The sequence below is a fragment of the Bradyrhizobium betae genome, assembly GCF_004123905.1.
Lineage (GTDB): Bacteria > Pseudomonadota > Alphaproteobacteria > Rhizobiales > Xanthobacteraceae > Bradyrhizobium > Bradyrhizobium betae_A.
Genome location: NZ_MZXW01000032.1, coordinates 1 through 17154, shown reverse-complemented (window position 1 = coordinate 17154; position 17154 = coordinate 1). Strand labels below are relative to the sequence as shown.

The following is a 17154-nucleotide window of genomic DNA, read 5'->3' as shown; positions in this document are numbered from 1 at the left end:
GATCTCCGCCTTCCGGAACGCGAGCTCGTCTCGACGGTATACTCAGCGACATCGACGTACCAAGCGTTGGACCGGCCGTCCGCGCCGCCGTCCCAGCGGTAGCCGCAGTCAGTCTCCATCTCAACGGGAGCAATCGCCGCGCGCCCTACTGGACGTCAGCCACGTAGGTTCCCAGAAGAACCGCACGGCTTCGACCTGCGCCTCGTGCACGCCGATGCCGATATCCTCCAGAAAATCGGGCCTCTCCCTGAGATCGGCAAGCAACTCCGCCCTAAAAGCAGCTCGTTGCCGCCAAAGCCAAGGCAACGCCAGAAATGCCAGTGCATTCCGCAGGGAAGCAGCAACGCGTGCTCGATGTTCCCGGACGATTCCTCCGCCGCTGGACCAATCTGCTCGCGAGCCGGAAGGTATTGCTTTGATATCCAGTTGCAGCCGCATTCGGAGATCTCCTAAGTCGATTGAGCGGGACCCTGATGAACCAATTGGACTCGCGTGTCGCCCGTTCACTGGAGGAGCGATCTCGACGAGATGCCGCGCCTCGGGGCGCAGCGCCTGCGAGATTGCGTCCAAGCAGTCGGCCGTCGGCAAACGAAAAGTCATTCCTGTTGCGGCTCCGCGAATCCGGCAATCAGCTTCACGAGCTCTCTTTGACCGCTGGTGTGGGTTTTTCGAAACACGTTGTGAAGGTGCGTCTTGACCGTCGCCTGCGTCAGGCCGAGGAACTGCGCGAGCGCCTTCATGCCATCGACTTTCATCACGGCATCGATGACGCGGACTTCGCCGGGAGTGCACTCGTACAGCCTGGCCAGCGCTTCCAGCGCCAGCGGATCTGCCGGCGATATCTTGCGGACGTACACGGCGACCTTTGCGGAACGGAGCGCGTTCGTCGCTTGCCCCTCGCCTGCCATCAGGGGCAGCGCACGAACGGAGTAGCGGAGCGGCGGCGAGGCGAGAAGCGAAAGCGGACCCGCCTCATTGCCATCCTCGGCCACAGCAAGTGCGCCACGCAGCGCGCGTTGCAACTTCGGCGTTGTCGCGGTCAAAAGCCCCATCCGTTCGACAAGCAGCGCACCCTCCTCCAGCATGGCGCGTCCGGGCGCATTGGCGAAGTCGAGGCGCGCGTTCGGGCCGAGCAGGAACACGCCGACCCTCACATTGTCGAGTACCTGGGTCAGGATTCTTCGCTCCGCTCCGTGCCGATCGAACAGCCGCCCGAGTGCGAGCGCGCGCTGCGGGGTTGCATCATAGGCGTACTTGCCGCTGCTCATGATGCCGCTGTCCGGATGATCGACTCATCGATTGTCCGCGTGCAATCGGGGGATGGCGGTCGCGGCGCATGCCGCGGTGGCGAGGCAGATGTCGCGTACATACTAGGCCGCGCACGCCAACGCTTTAAGCGTTTTAGGAGGGGTGAACGAGCAACTCGTAAACGCGCGGAATCGGAAGCCCGCTCCGTCTGCCCAATCAAACGAGCAACGTTAATCGGGAGAAGGATGATGTGAAGGAGCAGCACCGGATGTATATGCGCCAATGCCCCAAAGCAGATGAAAAGGATGTTGCTCCCAATTGCCAGCAGCCGGAGATGATACATCGTTGTCATGCAAAACGTTGCCAATACCGTGAACGACGCGGTATAGCCGATCACATCGACCCAGATCATTCTCGGCTCCCGACCTTATCAGGTCCAGGAACCCCGCACGGCGGCGGCGATGTGCAGTCGACGAAGGATTTAGCGGCAATGCTCACTTTGTTGGCTGTCGACGAACTGCCTGCCGCGAGCACTCCTCCGACGATAAGAAGCGCGATGGTCGAATAGAGGCACGAGATCGCAACGGACCATCGAATGGCGAGCTTCCGATCTTCGAGAGAAAGTTCCGAACTCAACGGGCGTCTCATATCGAATCCTCCAAAATCGAGGTTTGTTCAGTCGGGATCTGATCGGTGGCGCTCCGTCACAAATCCTCCACAACTATTACGTGCGTTAACGTGGGGCCACGACCAAGATGCGTCCCATAGAAGTGTGTGGGTTGGGCTCACCTGGGGCGCGACAGGTGCGCCGCGATGGCCAATCCGCTAAGATGTTTTCGTTGCGATGCTCCTTCCTAAGTTCGCCCAGAAGCCCTGACACAACGGTGACCTCGCAAGCGGCCGGATCGCCTCGATTTAACGGTAAGACCCAAGAACCTTTGCCGGCGCCCGGCTCAAATGTGAGTTCCACACTTGCGGCCCATGCAGTCCGGCGTAAAAATCGAGGGCAAAGCCCGACAATCGATGCCGTGGTCTCGGTTGTTCTATGCAGATGCTCCTCCCGGCAATGTGGGCCCCGACGTCATGACTTTCGCCCAACATGGTCTTGCTGCAGCCAGAAGTCGCAAAATCGTTTTGAAAGAATTCGAAAATGTTCCTTAAACGGCCCTAAGCATGGCGACGATCTATTCGTTTGGACCGTTCCGACTGGACGACGAGAGCGAAATACTGTTTCTCGGCGATGAGCCGACGACTATCGGTAGGCGAGCCGTCGCCTTGCTGCGCCTCCTAATCGAACAACCCGGCAGCCCCGTCTCCAAGGACGCACTGATGCAGGCAGCGTGGCCGGGACTCGCGGTCGAGGAAAGCAACCTGCCGGTACAGATTGGGGCGCTGCGCAAAACGCTTAGTCAGGAGCCTGGTGGCGAAGGTTGGATCGAAACGCTGCCTCGTCGTGGTTATCGGTTCGTTGGTCCCGCACCAACAAAAGCGGCGCAAAGTCGCCGCGTCGTGCAGCCGGCGCCGGCCTTTCGAGACCATGCCAAGCCGTCGCAGATCAGGGATGTCTGCCCGCGGCGCGCCATCCCTGAGCGCCGCCAGGTTACGATCCTGTCATCCGATTTGATTAGCGGCCGGCTCGAACTCGAAGAGATGCGCGAGGCAGTCAGAGCCTATCAAGGCCGCGTCACCGAGGTGATCCAGGCATTCCACGGCACTGTCGCCGAAACCGTCGGCAACACAGTCGTCGCGTATTTCGGCCATCCTGTCGCACACGAAGACGATCCCGAGCACGCTGTTCATGCGGGGCTTGCGCTGTCTGCCGCAGTCGAGGCACTCGAGATGCCCGCAAGCGGTTCTTTGCGTTGCCGGATAGGCATCGCCACCGGCGCTGCCATTGTCGACGAGAGATCACACGGAATAGTCGGGGACGTCGCCGGCTTTGCGCTCCGGCTGCAGGCGTCAGTGGAGGACGGCGTCGCTATCGACGAGACGACCCAACGGCTGGTCGGCAGCCTCTTCGAATACCGGAGCATCGGGACGATCGATGTCGGCGGCGGTCGGGCGAGTGCCTGGCGCATCTTGGGGGCGAGCTCGGCCAAAACCCGATTCGAATCACTGCGCGGCGCCACCCTAACACCCTTTGTCGGCCGCGGCCGGGAACTCGACACACTCGCGCATTGGCGAAGCGAAGCGGCGACACGTCTGTGCGTAGTCGATATTGCGGGAGAGCCAGGAATCGGCAAGTCGCGGCTGTTGCACGAATACCGTAGCAAGCTCATCGCGGATGGTGTGCTGGTGCTCAGCGGCAATTGCTGGCCGGACAGCCAACAAGCATCATTTCGGCCCTTCATCGAGGTCGTGCGGCGGGTCTTTCGCGTGGAACGCGACGAGAGTGCAACGGGCACAGCGCGCAAGCTCGACATGGGACTAGCGTCGGTCGGCCTTGCGACGCGAGAGAACGTTGCCCTGCTGATGAACCTGCTTGGCCTCGCGCCGCTACCCGGCAGCCTCGACGGACTTGACGGCGTGCTGATCGGATTGCGCACCCGCAGTCTGCTGCTCGATCTGCTGCGCGAGCGTTGCAAGCTATCCCCTGTCGTTGTCCTGCTGGAAGACCTGCACTGGATCGACCAAGCCTCGCAGGAACTGCTTGGTCGCCTGATCAATGCCGCGGATGCGCCGCCGCTCTTGATCGTCAACACCTATCGCGAAGGCTACCAGCCCTCCTGGCTTGGCCACGTCGACACGACGGTGCATCGCCTCGAGCCGTTGTCGCAGGACGACACTGCCCGGATCGCTACAGTGCGGCTTGGCTCCGCCGCTGAGGATGCTGCGCTGGTGCGCCTGATCGTCGACAAGGCAGAAGGCAATCCGCTGTTTGCCGAAGAGATCGCGAACTTCTTGATAGAACTGCAATCGGAGCAGGCCAGCGGCGTGCACAATGCACATCGCGGCACCGTGACGCCATTGCCCGCGAGTGTGCAGTCGCTGCTGATGGCCCGTGTTGACCGCCTCACGCCGGCCGACAAGGAAGTGCTACAAGCCGCCTCGGTGATGGGCCGGCGGTTCGGCGCCGATACTCTGGCCAGGGCAACTGAAATCCGGGATATCGGCGAGCGGCTTTCCGCCGTGGAGGCGCTCGACCTCATTCATCCCGACGGCGCGACGGGCAACTTCGTCTTCAAGCATGCCTTGATTTGCGACGCGCTCTATTCGGGGCTTTTGAGCGCCCAGCGCGCGGCCTTGCATCTAAAGATCGCGCGAGAGATCGAGCGGCGCAACGCAGATCGACTGATCGAGATCGCCGAGACGCTCGCCCATCACTTCTCGCGGACCGATCAGACCGAGAAGAGCGCTGAATATCTGGCGCTGTCCGGCCGCAAGAGTTTTGGGGTGTATTCGCTGGACGAAGCCGAGCACTTCCTGAAGCGCGCCATCGCGCTCGCCCGCGCAGAGGACAAGACCCGGCTCGATGTACGCGTGGCCACGGCCATGATGGACCTCGTGAAGGTCTTGTATCTGCAATCCCGCTCGCTAGAGACGATCGCGCTGGTCGAGCCGGAATTGGGACGCCTCGATACGCTCGGCGACATCGAGCCCGTCGTGGTCCTGCTCGACCTCTATGCGATGGCCTTGGGGACGCAATGTCGCTTCCAGGAAGGGCGGCGCGTCGGTGAGCGCGCGTTTGAAATTGCGCAGCGGCTTGGCGATCAGCGCGTGCAGACGCACGTCCGGGCCAGCATTATGATGCTATCTCTGATGACTGACCCGGAGCCGGTCGCCGACTTCAACCGTATGGCCGAACAGGCCTATGAGAAGGCGAAACTCCACGGTGACGCGTACATCATTGGCCGCACGCTCATGATCATCGTTTGGAACAATGTCAATTTTGGTCTTCTTCTCGAAGGCCGTCAGTGGGCCGATCGGTTGATGGCGTTCGGCCGCGAGCGGGAGGATCCCCGCGCTCTCGGCACGGCCCTATGGCTGCTGGGCTGGCTCGCCATCATCGCGCAGGATTATGAGGCGGCGTTGGCTTACGGGGAGGAATGCCTGCGCATTGCGCTAACGCCGTTAGACCGGCAGTTCGGCGAGACGGTGGTGGGTAACAGCCAGCTGCTGCTGGGCCGTGTGAGCGAGGGAGTGGAAACTGTTCTCCGCCACCGACGGCAGGCCGAACTAAACGGCTGGCGACTCAGCGCGATGACGGGAGAAGTTGCGCTTGCGCTTTCCATGTTGATGCGCGGCGAGCTTGCCAAGGGTGTGCGCTCACTGGAATCCGTGATCGAGCGAGCGGAAAACGAATACGGCTACCGAAGCTACGCAAACTGGGGACGCATCTATCTGGCGGAATTCTATATAGCTGTGCTAACCGGGACCGGGAAACCCTCGCTGCGGGTTCTGCTGAAGAACTTGCTCTTCCTCATGCGCACCAAGCCGACGGCCGCCGCGAAGGCGAACGCGTTGCTGCGTGAGGCGATGGCCGACGCCTGGTTTAGCGAACGCGGGGTGACCCGCGCCAGGATCGAATTCGATCTCGGTCAGATCTGCAGGGCGACGGGTCGGACCGATCTTGCCCGGGGTCATTTCGAAGCCGCGCGGGCGATCGCGATCGCTCAGAATGCCCCGAACTGGCTCACCAAGATCGATGCGGCCACCGTCCATCTTGAAAACGGGAGATAGGCATGGCGACGATCTATTGGTTTGGATCGTTCCAACTGGATGACGGGAGCGAAATCTCGTTTCGCGGCGAAGAGCCCACGACAGTCGGTCAATGCGCGCTGACCGGCCGCAACGGCGACGCATCGCACTTCTTGACCGGATGCGCGGACAAGGAATGGGGCGGATCGGGCGGGGCATCGCCGGACGGCTAGACAGCCCCGGCGTATGGTGCCCACACCGGATTGCTACGGTCCCACTGGTGCGTGATCGTTTACGATCTGCAGCTATATTTGTATCTATGGATCTCGAGTACGACCCCAAGCACGGGCCGGCCGCCCTGAGCGATCGGTCCAGGCGGCCGGTACGCTATGCCAATCAGCTCCCGGAGCAAATCGAGGGCCTGATTGTCCGCCTCAAAGCCGAGAAACCGCGCTGGGGCGCGCGCAAGATCCGGGAACTGCTGGTCCGGCGGCTCGATGGCGATGTTAGGATTCCCGCCAAAAGCACCATCCCTGCGGTGCTCGATCGCCATGGCCTGGTCAAGCGTGGCGGCGGGCCGCGCCACCGCGCGCGCGGCACGCCGCTGTCCACGGGTACCGGCCCCAATGATTTATGGTGCACCGACTTCAAGGGCGAGTTCAAGCTCAGCAATGGCCGCTACTGCTATCCGCTCACCGTCACCGATCATGCCTCGCGCTTCCTGTTGTTGTGCGAAGCGCTCGATTCAACGCGTGAAGACCCTGTAATTACTGCCTTCGAGCGTTTGTTCCTCGAGCGCGGCCTGCCGCTCGCCATTCGCTCCGACAATGGCGTGCCCTTCGCCAGTCCCAACGCCTTGTTCAACCTCTCCAAGCTCTCGGTGTGGTGGCTCCGACTGGTATTGCAATCGAACGCATCAAGCCGGGTCACCCGCAACAGAACGGACGTCATGAGCGCATGCACCTCACCCTCAAAAAGGAAACCACCCGGCCGCCGGACGGCAATAGCTTGCAGCAGCAGGAACGCTTCGATGCCTTCGTCCGCGAGTTCAACTCCGAACGCCCGCACGAGGCCCTCGACATGAAATGTCCTGCCGAGCTCTACGTCGCCTCAGCGCGTTCCTATGCCGGCCTGCCGGAGCTGACCTATCCGTTCCACGATCGCGAGGTCCTTGTAACCGCGTGCGGCCGCCTTTGCCTGCACCGCAAGCGGATCAACATCTCAACCGTGCTGGCGGGCCAGAAGCTCGGCATCAAGGAGGTCGACGAGAGCATTTGGCTCGTCAGCTTCATGCACTATGATCTGGGATACTTCAACCTGGAGCAGAAAACCCTGCAACCTCTCGACAACCCGTTCGGCACGAGGCTGTCACCCATGTCTTAGGTACGTTCCGTTACCCATGTCTTCGGGCCGGACATGGGGAAAGGTGGTAGCGGGAGAGCGCTACCTACGTTCCCCCCGACCCATTTTCGCGGAGTTTTTGATATCCGTGGCTTAAAGCCGAGCATCCGGATCGCGGACCGGCTCCCGGCCCGAAAGGAAAAGAAGGGGGCCGGGACCAGGGGGCCAAGGTTTAGGTTTAAAGGGGCTCCCCTACCGCGGGAGGCCGGTTTGATTGGCTAGTTTCCAAGGCAGAGACAGCCGGCGACTAACGAAAGGGGTTGGGATCGATAGCCCGCCAGCACGGCAACCGGGCCGGACATCCGGACGCGGGGGCCGCGATGGGACTATCCTATCGATATTCATGCACGCGACAGTCCCGCGCGAATTCGCACCGGCGTCCGGATGTCCTGAAGATCGACCCGCGTATTGACCAGATGGCGCCTAAGCTCCTGAAACACGGGTGCCTGCTGGTCGCTATCCTCAATCGAGAGAATAATCGAAAACGGCACGCCCTCAGCCGGAAACTGCGCTTCGGCTCGAACGTTGCTTTCGACCTCTAAACGCCACTCGGTGCTATGGCCCACACCATCGCCGAAATCGTCCTCGTAACGCTTCGTCGGCCACCACTTTAAACCATGATCGATTAACGCACGTTCCGGAGGTGTTATTCCATTAGTTTTGGGTAGGAAGACCTGTTTGATTTGATTTCGCCAACTTGGTTTGCCGTCTTTCCGATCGACTGGTTGCCTTTGCTGCAATAGTGCATCCAAATTCACGCGAACGAATTCGGTCCCGAATGCCGGATCGACTGGAGGCTCATAAACCAAAGTCATCTTCACGCGTCCGCGGCAGGACCGCATTGCCGCATCTACAAGTGAAGTGGGCCAGGAGAATGGGAACTGCAAAATGGCAGGACGTCGCTCACCAATGGTTAGGCGGCTCTCAAAGACCAAGGTGATGCCGTGGTCGTCGGTCTCCAGCATCATGCCTGCCGCAGAGGGTTGCCCAAATCCGATAAACTGACGGGCAATGTCCCGCAATGATCGCGCTCCAAGCGCGTCAGGCGTTGTCGCATTGTGGATTAGGAATGCGCGAAGTGTGCGAGGAGCCAGACGTTCACCCGTTATGACGTCAAGCGAAGCCAGCGTCTTGGCAACAAGAGGTGCGGCAAAACTCGTTCCACGCACTTGTTGGCTAGACCCGTCGGCCGAACATGAAGAGAACCCGGTATGTTCTGCGACCGCCTGATCACCGGCCCCACCGTAATGCGAAAGGTCAGGCTTCACGCCAACCCTCATTCCGGGACCCCGTCGAGTGTAGGTGGCGGGTGCCCCTGCGAGGTGTTTGCAGCCGGGAGGATTGAGCGCGCCTACGGCGAGCGCTCGAACGCTTTCGCAGGGGATGGATATCGCATCCGAAATGGATCGCGCAGCCAACGCTGCCAAGACTTGACCCGGCTTTTTCTGCCAAGGCTGTCGCCACTCGAAACTATCTAGATTGCCTGCAGAATTCACTATCGTGATACCAAGGCGATCTTGGATTTCATCTAAGCGCGCCGCGTAGACGCTATAGTAATCCTGCTCAACAGGGGAATTCAAATTGAGCGACATGTTGAAGATGCGGACGCCGTGCTGATCCCGCGCTTCCGTTAGGGCGGCTTCAAGCTCTTCGAGAAACGCTTCAAATCCACGTGTCCCGTAAACGTCAAGAAAGGGCTTGGTAGACAGGAGTGGAATATCTACTAAATCACAGCCGTCCGCCTCGCGTCCGATTTCCGGTCCATTTGCACTTCGCGCGGCGACCAACACGCCGCCGACACAGGTTCCGTGGCCGGCATCTATCTCAGTCGCATCCAAAAAATCATGACGATGTACGATCCACTGATCGAAACAGGGCGCGATGCCGGTATCTATTACGCCGACTTTCGGATAAATTCCCGCCTCTACACGCAATGGGACACTAAAAGGTTGCTTAGCCGGCGGGGCAGAGGCAGCTTCAGCGGGTTGAAAAATAATAGGCGGCCTGATCATCCGCACAAGTGAGTGTTGCGCAATCCGATTGAGTACTTCCTCATGTCGATCAACGCTCTGATCAATTCCACCCGGATCGCTTACTTCAACTGCCTCTCCCCGAACCTCCCGACGATCCTCGATCATCGGCGGAGAACGCCCGTTGGTGAGTAGCAACTCAATTCCTTGAATTCCCCCGCTGCTTGGAAGAAGGGCTGCATGGGTACCTCGTCCAACCGAGAGTATGAGGCGTTGAAAAGCATCGAAGGATCGCCACAAGCCCAACACATCGTCATTGCCGCCTGACGCTAACGGCGCCTGCTCAAACAACTCAATAATATAGCCACTCGCCGCGTTCGGATGAACCGATGCACTTACGCCGGCCGCCGCGGCAAACGTCCGTTTCCGATCGGGACGGGCAATCTCGATAGTCTCGATCGCCCCCAATTCAGACCGGGCGCGACTAACGTAAATGTACGTCTTTCCTTCTGACGTTATTCGTTCCTCGAACTGCATATCGGCCTGCGCGATCCGAGACAGCAACCGTCTCAGGTATAGCCGGGGCATTCGAAAGAAAAGTTCGCCGGGCGCGGCTGCACCCACGCAAGGAAATTGTTCCGGAAGAAGCGGCGCGATTTGCGTAGACCGAGCACTTGGGGCGCTCCACGTTTGGTGCAGTTACTCTTGGGGCGCTCCATATTTCGGAGCATTTTTGCGCGCCGGGCGCGGCAAATGAGAAATGTCTGCTTTGCTCTCAAGAGCGGCCATTGCAGCTACATGCGAGCAATTCCGCTAAGGGCCGCTTTTGTTGCAGAAGTCGGCAGTGACCGGTGATGTGGTTCGGCCATTTCACTTGGGGTAGCGGGGCCCGCAACCCCGATGCTCTCTACGCAACTTTTACGCTACGCAGTACACAGAGCCTGAGCGGGTGGCGGTCGCGCGACCAGCGATGCGAGCCGCCGTAGGTTCTGAGCAATGGCGGCCAGAACAAACTCGTCCTGAGCGCCTCGTGGACCACGCAGTCGGAGCCGACCAAGCTTCAGGATGCGCTTCAAGTGTGCGAACCTCATCTCGATCTTCTTGCGCTCATGCCGCGACCGTTCGAAGCCCTTGGTGCCAGCCAACGACCGGGCAACGTCTCGGGCATGCTCATGGATATCGCGCGGGATCTTGCGTGATGGCTCCTTTGGGCAGCACTGCGGTTTGAGCAGGCATGCATTGCAGTCGAGCTTGCTTGCGCGATACAGAAGGGTCTTGCCCTCGTGCACGGTACCGCTCGTCCCAAGCCGCTTTCCGCCCGGGCAGTGGTAGACGTCGCTGGTCGGGTCATATCGAAAGTCGCTGCGCGAGAAGGTGCCATCATCCCGCTGCGACTTGTCGAACACGGGGATATGTGGCGCGATGCCCTTCTCTTCGACCAGCCAGTTCAGCATTGGAGCGGCCCCGTAAGCGGTATCCCCGATAAGCCGCTCCGGCTTGAGACCAAAGCGTTCCTCCGTTCGCTCAATCATGGTCCTCGCTGCTCCGACCTCGGCCTGGCGAATGGAGCGGGAGGCCTCGACATCAACGATGACGCCGAACTTCACGTCGATGAGATAATTGTCGGAGTACGCGAAGAATGCCGGTCCCTTGTGAGCTCCGGTCCACTGCGCCGCGGGATCGGATGGGGAGACGAACTTCGGCACAACGTCGCTGGCGGCGCCCCACGCTGTATCGTCGAGGGTCTCCAGATACTCCTTCACCGCGCGGCTGTTCGTGGAAACCGGACCTCGGCCTATTCCTGCATGCGGCGCAAACGATGGGCGTTCACCCTTCACGTTGCATCGTCGTTGAAGACTCGGTGTCCGGGATTCACGCAGCAAAGGCCGCAGGTATGCGGGTCTTAGGTTTTACCGGGGGCGATCCGGGGGTTGAACAGGAGTTGGCAGCAATCTGCGAAGACCTTTTCCATCGAATGGGTGATCTTCCGGCTTTGCTCCAAGATCGTATTGAATGATCGCCCATCGAAAAGCGAGAGTTCCGATAAGGGTCAATCGCGTCGGTTTGCCGCTGAGGCGGTGACGTCTGGTCTGACCTCACAAGCGGGAATCGTCCGATCGAACAGGCATGTCTCGAACGGGCCGCTTCCGGACGCACGCATTGCAACAAGAAAGCCTATGCGGTCCTTACCGGTGCGGGGAGCGCCAGCGCTGCCACGGCATCTGCTATTCCCGGCGTATCTGCATAGGTAACCATGTGACCGGCATCCTCGACGAGATGTAGCAGGGAGCGGGGCAACGCCTCGTGCAGGCGACGCGACTGGTCGGCCTCGATGAGCCGGTCAGCCTTTCCATGCACGATCCTAACCGGACACCGGATGCCCCGATATTGAAGCTGCAACTGCGCAGCAGCTGGAATAAGGAACGCGCTCTCCTCGGCGGCCGCCCTCAACTGCTTGGGCCGGAGAGCCAACGAGATCGGAAATTCGTTCTTGAATTCCGGCGGAATGGCACGCGGCGCGAACAAAGTGCGCATCAGCTTCGGCATAATGGCCCACGATATGAACGGCGAGATAGTGTACCGCATCAGATCACCGAGCAGCGGCATTGCCGGAGCTGACATGAGCCAAAAGTCCACCCGATAGGTTGGAAAATAGTAGCCGGACACAAGCACGAGCCCACTCACGGCATAACCGCTTCGCAGCGCCAGCGCGATCGCCACCAGCGTTCCCCAGGAGTGGCCCAGCACCACGGGATTGCGCACCCCAAGCTGATCAAGAGCCTTCGCGAACAAGGCAGCTTGCGTTGTGGCTGTCCAGATGCGCGTGCGCGGACGGTCGCTGTAGCCAAACCCTGGCCGGTCGAAGCAAACGACGCGATAGTTCTGGGCCAGGCGGTCGACCAAACCGCTTAGGACGAGATCCTGAATCATGGTGCCGTTCCCGTGAAACAGGACCACGCAAGGCGCGGCAGCATCGCCCCGTTCGATATAGTGAAGGCGCACACCGTCGCACACGGTGAAGACGCCGACCGGCGGATTCTTTCGCTCGGCTGCCACCTGAAAGGCGATGTTGCCGAGTATCAGAACGACGAGTCCGACCAAAATGATCAGCAGGACGGTTTCAGTTATGGACATCGGGTCAACCTAATATTCCGCGCTGGCGGACTCCCAATCGGCGGCCCTGAGCCCGCTAAGGGCCAATGCCGATGCTGATTCCTCTCCCTTGTTGTGAGCCGCGGTCTCCAGCCGAAAGCAACCGTGGTCGGCTCGTGCATGACCCGCATTGCGTCCATCTATTTGCCGCAGCGGGTACGGCTTGCAGTTATCGTCCTCTCAGAGCCGTGAGCCCCCGGGACGGCTCGATGCGCCAGAACGGATATGCCGCCAATTCTTTCGAATGCTGCCCGAACATATCGACCCGTCTCCTTGTAAACTCGGTAATGACGGCGAAAAATTCAGTTGGTGACCTGATCGTCGCAAGTCTCAGGCCGAAATCAAAAGCAAATTGCACGTTGGCCTGGGCCATCTCAAGAAGCTTTGCTTGGTACGCCTGCGTGTTTGCCGTGGCTAAACCAAAGCCCTTCATTGGATCGCTAACAATCATTCTCTGGCTGAGGTCATCTGGCAAGGCATCCACCCGAGGCTCAACCATAGGAACCTCGTGTTTAGGATCATCCTGAAACCTAAGAGGTGGTTCAATCGAGGCTGCTGCAACAGAGCGAAGTAGATTCTCTTTCGGGCTTCTAACGGTGGCCTGCTTGTTCCGTTGGGCCCGCGCGGCCATTTTCGGTTTGCGAGCGCGCTTTGACGCTGGTGCCGGTTTGCGTTTGCTCATCTGACGCTCCAAGAATATGGGGTGCGACCACACGGTCATTTCTGAACGGACAACAGGCTTCGTGATGTAGCGTTCCAAACCCGCGCATTGTTGGAGTCCCGCATGAACTGAGATCAATCGCACGTTCTGCGATGTGGACGATGATTTCAGGTAGCAACTCTAACCAACAAACGTCTAGCTGGCGATCTTCCAGACCTATGCTCAACGGGCCGTCGGCCTGAGAACAATTCGCTCTCCGCTCGTTGTGCTTTGCGGCGAATACGCAAGCATTCATGACTTGATCGCGAGCGAATGCTCGAGGAAGAAGCGCAGCATTTCCCTCGTCGCATCCGGCCCCTGCGGATACTTCCAAGCGCCCTTCAAGGCGTGGCGAGGACGGCTTTGGCTGAAAAGCGGCGGTCGGGGCAAGTGAGGCCGCGTCCGGTCTACTACCAACCAACAGCAGACACTCAAATCGGCTCAGCCTTATTCAGCTAAGGGCCACAACCGGACGTGGGAGAATGCGACCGCAGCGGACTGAGACACATTCAGGACCGAGAGGGCGGGCGCGTCCCAAGATCTTCAGCAAAGCGAATTAGATAACCATCTGGGTCTTGAACAAGGAATTCACGCTGTCCGAGCTCCTGGTCACCAACTCGATACCAAGCGCTACCCGGCTGCTCATAGAGCGGCCAATCAGCGGCGTGTAGCGCTTTCAGGATAGGATCGATGTCGCCAACCGTCATCTGAAGATTGATGCCTCGTCCAAATGGGTGTTGCATCTCACTCGGCTCCCGACGTCCGTTCCGTTCGCAGAGCATTGCCTGCAAAGGTCCTCTAACAAGATATGCAAATCGTGCTTCTGGACGGTCATAAGAGACTTCAAAGCCGAGCAGATCACACCAGAATGACAAGCTCGCTTGAATGTCCGAAACGGCGAGTTCGGGAACAACGGCCGGCCCAGCCGTCTCTCGGCGCCCTGCCTCTACTATAAGAGGCGGCGCGAGCGACCGGATCTGACACCAAAGGCTTCGACATCTGGGGCGCTCTGTTTGATTATCCTCGCCGCTAGATACCATGGCGGCGCACAGCCCGACAGAGTGCTGTAAAGGCATGGCTTCCGTTTCGGGTCAAAAGTGGCGGTCCGTCGCTCGCATACGCTGGTCCGATCTACCCTTAATAGCGGACCTCCGTACGCCAACGACGCAGGTCCGATCCCCCATAGAGTTCGCGCGATAATCGGGACGGCCGCGCGCGCCAATCTCGCGGTGGCCAAAACCGCCGCACCGCTGAGCCTCGTGGTGGCAGGCACCACTCGTAAAGTTCCCAAGTGTGGACTACCGGGGTCGCTGGTTAACTTGGCCGGGTTGAGCGCCGCACCAAGAAAACACCGAAGCCAAAACAATGGGACGAGCAGGAAGTCCGACAATTGGTCAGGCCGGCCCGCGCACGCGCTGGCTGGTGAGGTAATCGGAAAACATCCAAGGATCAGGAGACACGGCGGAGGTAACCGGCCCGATTATCTTAGTACGCGAACTATATTTAGTTAAGTTTCCGGGAGGTTCGCGTGCGGACTATCCTCCTAGTTCTTGGGCTATGGCTACTGATCAACATTTTGTTTGTCGTGATCACGTTGCCTCCTCGCAGGCCACGGTTGCCGCCTCGACCAGCTCGTGGCACCGTTGATCGAAGCATTGGATGCGATCAAAGCGATTTCTGAAGACACAGCGCGATTGAAAAGTCAGACGATTGCGCTGTCATTTAAACCAGTCAAACACCGGACTATCACCCGTCATTTTGATCTGCGAGACTTTCAATCCGAGACAAACAATGGCTTGCGAAAAACAAGCCCGAAGGAGGTTCGCAGTGGAGAAGGTGCGACGCTTGCGCGCGATGGGTTCGCTGTGCCGTCAACAGGCCGCGTACAACAGCATGAACAAATGGAAACTCCTCGCGGACGCGGAATGCTGGGAGTACCTAGCCGAGCTTGAGCTCTCGTCCCACTTCCGGGAATGCAACCTCGGGTACCTCGACCAGCTCACTTGATCTAGCCGGGTAGAAAACTCCTGCAGACGGGTCACCAAGGTAGACGCGGGAGACGCGTAAGGCGTTGAGGATGGGCCAGACTTTCGCATCCATCAAAGTAGCCAGCCGAACTTTACGCGTTCGGCGGCACAGCCGTTGGGCGGCACGGCCGATCAGCCCTCAATGTGCTTTACCGTCGAAATCCGCCAGCGACCTTCATGTCCCGCGACCGAGATGCGAAGCCCGTGCTCATCATCGAGGAAGACGCGATCAATTGTGCCAGCCTTGCCGTTAGTCAAAACGACGGTCTTGCCGACTAACTCTGTCTCGGCCTCGTGCAGTTCGCGCAAGATGTTCATCGCTCGCGCGTCGCCGGTACTTGCAGCACTCACGATGCACCCTGTTTGGTGCGAATTCTTTCGGTGTATTCTATTTGACGCGAGCGCGCAATCGGTGGGTTCAGCGTCGTCTCGGACGCAGCGTAAAGCAACTTTTGAAAGCGATAGACATCAAGCGTGAATTCCCGAACCCAAATTTCCGTGGTTTCCCTTACATCACTGGATCTCTCGGCCCGGGAGAGTGGGGATGGCGCACTACCGAGCTTACCTTTTGGATCAGTACCGGCACGTTATAAGCGTGGCCAACTTGCAGTGTGCCGACGAGCAGGACGCAAGAGAACGCGCTCAGCAGCTAGTTGATGTCAATGACATCGAGCTATGGCAACTCGATCGGCGTATCGCCGTGTTTGAAGCGGCCGCAAACCGAACCTCGCAGACGGCGGCACATGGCACGCCGCAGCGCCCTACGGACAAATGAAGCGTATGAAACTTCAGGGTCTTCTCGGTCCCCGGCATCTGTGCTGCGATCAGGGGCGCGGGATAGTACGGAAGACGCAGGGCATCGGCTGTAGGTTACCTCGTGCTCTTCCGCGTGGTCAACCAATGGCGATTGCAAATGGAGAACACCGACCCACAACTTACTCGACCTTGATCATTCGCTCCTTGGTGCCCCGCAGACTACGAACGTAATACCCTTGTCTCTGAACAGCTGACTTGATTTCGTCGCTAACTTTGCGAACTCGTTTTCTGCTCGTGCTCCACTTATTTGCAGAGTAAGTCACGGGTATCACAGAGCCTGTGCTTAGAACGAGCAAGTCGCGTTTCCCATTGCGATAGACATCAAACACTTTTCGCCCCCCGCTGATCATACCGAACTAAATAGGAAATATGTTTCGATCGTCTCTCACCTAGTTTAGTGTCTGGAAAGGTTTTGCGGGTTGTAAATCTGCCACGTCCGGACTTCTTCAGTGTGTTCCGGATTAGGAAATAACTGGCGCAAAGCGCGGCATGTGTTTGATCACACTCTTGCTTGGAGCCAAGCTGAAGAGCCTACCGAATTCCGCTACAGCTGCATGAGCAACTGCGCGGATAACCGCCAGGAGCGCGCCGGTGACGGCACTAGCGGCATCTCATCGGCGAGTTCCTTCGGTGCGACCCATTTGGCAGGATCGGCCTTACGATTTCAGCCCGGTCCTCGCCAACTTCACAGGGACGCACCGAAACGGCTACATCGCCCGTTGCATTCACCGCTTCGGCAGAACCAAAAGCCGAGAAAGGGCTGCATTCCCCGAAAAGATCCCCTCGACTTCGAGACGCATGGTGTCGCGACATTCGCAGGCCACCGCTGCGAGCCGCGATGGGTCGATCTCGATTTCGCCTCGCCGTTCAGATCGGATCGCCCCGGAAGCGCGCAGATTGCGCATCAGGAGCGTCACCGTCGTTCTTCGCACCCCCAATATTTGCGAAAGCGCCTCCTGGGTGACCGGGAGGACGTCGTGGTCGACGCGGTCGCGAAGATGGAGCAGCCAGCGTGCCATGCGGGCTTGGACCGGATGCAGCGCATTGCAGGCTCCGCCGATTTGTAGCTGTATCGTAAGCGTCGTTCCGCTCCCGCCTTCTCGCGGCACATGGGATAGGCGAGTTTCACGATCTCTTTGAAGGGATCGGCTTGTGTCTATGCTTGACCATACGCTTAAATCGGACGTGACGGCGCGCCGGC

The 17154-nt window shown here is 59.3% G+C and carries 15 protein-coding genes and 2 pseudogenes; 7 read left to right on the top strand and 10 right to left on the bottom strand.

Going from position 1 to position 17154, the window contains the following annotated elements; genetic code table 11:
• Positions 1 to 120: 120 nt before the first annotated feature.
• Both B5V03_RS24220 and B5V03_RS24215 read right to left on the bottom strand, forming a co-directional pair.
• A complete protein-coding gene (locus B5V03_RS24220) occupies positions 121 to 438 on the bottom strand; it encodes a hypothetical protein (RefSeq protein WP_129272892.1) in 318 nt (105 codons plus the stop codon).
• A gap of 158 nt (positions 439 to 596) precedes the next feature.
• The gene (locus tag B5V03_RS24215) at positions 597 to 1142 is read right to left on the bottom strand and encodes a helix-turn-helix transcriptional regulator (protein WP_129272891.1); all 546 of its coding nucleotides are present in this window, start codon (positions 1140 to 1142) and stop codon (positions 597 to 599) included.
• A gap of 356 nt (positions 1143 to 1498) precedes the next feature.
• Between B5V03_RS24215 and B5V03_RS24210 the strand changes: the two genes are divergently transcribed.
• The 4 genes and pseudogenes from B5V03_RS24210 to B5V03_RS24195 all read left to right on the top strand — a co-directional run.
• Positions 1499 to 1816 (top strand): hypothetical protein, encoded by a 318-nt coding sequence (locus B5V03_RS24210; protein WP_129272890.1) that lies wholly within the window; start codon positions 1499 to 1501, stop codon positions 1814 to 1816.
• Between the two features lie 605 nt (positions 1817 to 2421).
• Complete coding sequence (locus tag B5V03_RS24205; protein WP_129272889.1) at positions 2422 to 5928, top strand: AAA family ATPase; 3507 nt, start codon at positions 2422 to 2424, stop codon at positions 5926 to 5928.
• Between the two features lie 2 nt (positions 5929 to 5930).
• A complete protein-coding gene (locus B5V03_RS24200) occupies positions 5931 to 6119 on the top strand; it encodes a hypothetical protein (RefSeq protein WP_129272888.1) in 189 nt (62 codons plus the stop codon).
• 113 nt (positions 6120 to 6232) lie between these two features.
• Positions 6233 to 7269: pseudogene (locus tag B5V03_RS24195) on the top strand (integrase core domain-containing protein); the annotation flags it as partial.
• A gap of 359 nt (positions 7270 to 7628) precedes the next feature.
• On the opposite strand, the gene B5V03_RS24190 reads toward B5V03_RS24195, so the two are convergent.
• Positions 7629 to 9794, bottom strand: a complete 2166-nt coding sequence (locus tag B5V03_RS24190) for a S8 family peptidase (protein ID WP_164988244.1) — start codon at positions 9792 to 9794, stop codon at positions 7629 to 7631.
• Between the two features lie 386 nt (positions 9795 to 10180).
• Positions 10181 to 11026, bottom strand: a pseudogene (locus tag B5V03_RS24185) (transposase); the annotation flags it as partial.
• Between B5V03_RS24185 and B5V03_RS24180 the strand changes: the two are divergent.
• Positions 10942 to 11274: an HAD-IA family hydrolase gene (locus B5V03_RS24180; protein ID WP_349643399.1), complete on the top strand. Its 333-nt coding sequence runs from the start codon at positions 10942 to 10944 to the stop codon at positions 11272 to 11274. The pseudogene B5V03_RS24185 and the gene B5V03_RS24180 overlap by 85 nt on opposite strands.
• A gap of 158 nt (positions 11275 to 11432) precedes the next feature.
• Here B5V03_RS24180 and B5V03_RS24175 read toward each other — a convergent pair whose 3' ends face one another.
• The 3 genes from B5V03_RS24175 to B5V03_RS24165 form a co-directional block, all read right to left on the bottom strand.
• Positions 11433 to 12392, bottom strand: coding sequence for an alpha/beta fold hydrolase (locus tag B5V03_RS24175; RefSeq protein ID WP_129272886.1), 960 nt, complete (start codon positions 12390 to 12392; stop codon positions 11433 to 11435).
• 187 nt (positions 12393 to 12579) lie between these two features.
• A complete protein-coding gene (locus B5V03_RS24170) occupies positions 12580 to 13092 on the bottom strand; it encodes a phasin family protein (protein WP_129272885.1) in 513 nt (170 codons plus the stop codon).
• 527 nt (positions 13093 to 13619) lie between these two features.
• Complete coding sequence (locus tag B5V03_RS24165) at positions 13620 to 14150, bottom strand: bleomycin resistance protein (RefSeq protein WP_206736186.1); 531 nt, start codon at positions 14148 to 14150, stop codon at positions 13620 to 13622.
• 603 nt (positions 14151 to 14753) lie between these two features.
• On the opposite strand from B5V03_RS24165, the gene B5V03_RS43055 reads away from it, so the two are divergent.
• Positions 14754 to 15062, top strand: coding sequence for a hypothetical protein (locus B5V03_RS43055; RefSeq protein ID WP_206736183.1), 309 nt, complete (start codon positions 14754 to 14756; stop codon positions 15060 to 15062).
• A gap of 207 nt (positions 15063 to 15269) precedes the next feature.
• On the opposite strand, the gene B5V03_RS24155 is transcribed toward B5V03_RS43055, so the two are convergent.
• The gene (locus B5V03_RS24155; protein WP_129272920.1) at positions 15270 to 15455 is read right to left on the bottom strand and encodes a PRC-barrel domain containing protein; all 186 of its coding nucleotides are present in this window, start codon (positions 15453 to 15455) and stop codon (positions 15270 to 15272) included.
• A 226-nt stretch (positions 15456 to 15681) separates the two neighbouring features.
• Here B5V03_RS24155 and B5V03_RS24150 point away from each other — a divergent pair, with 226 nt between their 5' ends.
• The gene (locus tag B5V03_RS24150) at positions 15682 to 15912 is read left to right on the top strand and encodes a hypothetical protein (RefSeq protein ID WP_129272883.1); all 231 of its coding nucleotides are present in this window, start codon (positions 15682 to 15684) and stop codon (positions 15910 to 15912) included.
• A 160-nt stretch (positions 15913 to 16072) separates the two neighbouring features.
• Here the strand turns inward: B5V03_RS24150 and B5V03_RS42460 are convergent, their stop codons facing one another.
• Positions 16073 to 16282 (bottom strand): hypothetical protein, encoded by a 210-nt coding sequence (locus B5V03_RS42460; RefSeq protein WP_129272882.1) that lies wholly within the window; start codon positions 16280 to 16282, stop codon positions 16073 to 16075.
• Positions 16283 to 16678: 396 nt separating this feature from the next.
• Positions 16679 to 17154, bottom strand: a 476-nt coding sequence (locus tag B5V03_RS24140; protein WP_245502324.1) for a Crp/Fnr family transcriptional regulator, incomplete at its 5' end; no start/stop codon positions are given.

Excerpts from the sequence above, each read along its gene's own strand:
- B5V03_RS24150 (WP_129272883.1), top strand. The coding sequence starts at position 15,682 with ATGGCGCACTACCGAGCTTACCTTTTGGATCAGTACCGGCACGTTATA.
- B5V03_RS24220 (WP_129272892.1), bottom strand. The coding sequence starts at position 438 with ATGCGGCTGCAACTGGATATCAAAGCAATACCTTCCGGCTCGCGAGCA.
- B5V03_RS24175 (WP_129272886.1), bottom strand. The coding sequence starts at position 12,392 with ATGTCCATAACTGAAACCGTCCTGCTGATCATTTTGGTCGGACTCGTC.
- B5V03_RS24200 (WP_129272888.1), top strand. The coding sequence starts at position 5,931 with ATGGCGACGATCTATTGGTTTGGATCGTTCCAACTGGATGACGGGAGC.
- B5V03_RS24165 (WP_206736186.1), bottom strand. The coding sequence starts at position 14,150 with ATGGTATCTAGCGGCGAGGATAATCAAACAGAGCGCCCCAGATGTCGA.
- B5V03_RS24190 (WP_164988244.1), bottom strand. The coding sequence starts at position 9,794 with ATGCAGTTCGAGGAACGAATAACGTCAGAAGGAAAGACGTACATTTAC.
- B5V03_RS24155 (WP_129272920.1), bottom strand. The coding sequence starts at position 15,455 with ATGAACATCTTGCGCGAACTGCACGAGGCCGAGACAGAGTTAGTCGGC.
- B5V03_RS24170 (WP_129272885.1), bottom strand. The coding sequence starts at position 13,092 with ATGAGCAAACGCAAACCGGCACCAGCGTCAAAGCGCGCTCGCAAACCG.
- B5V03_RS24205 (WP_129272889.1), top strand. The coding sequence starts at position 2,422 with ATGGCGACGATCTATTCGTTTGGACCGTTCCGACTGGACGACGAGAGC.
- B5V03_RS24180 (WP_349643399.1), top strand. The coding sequence starts at position 10,942 with ATGGGGAGACGAACTTCGGCACAACGTCGCTGGCGGCGCCCCACGCTG.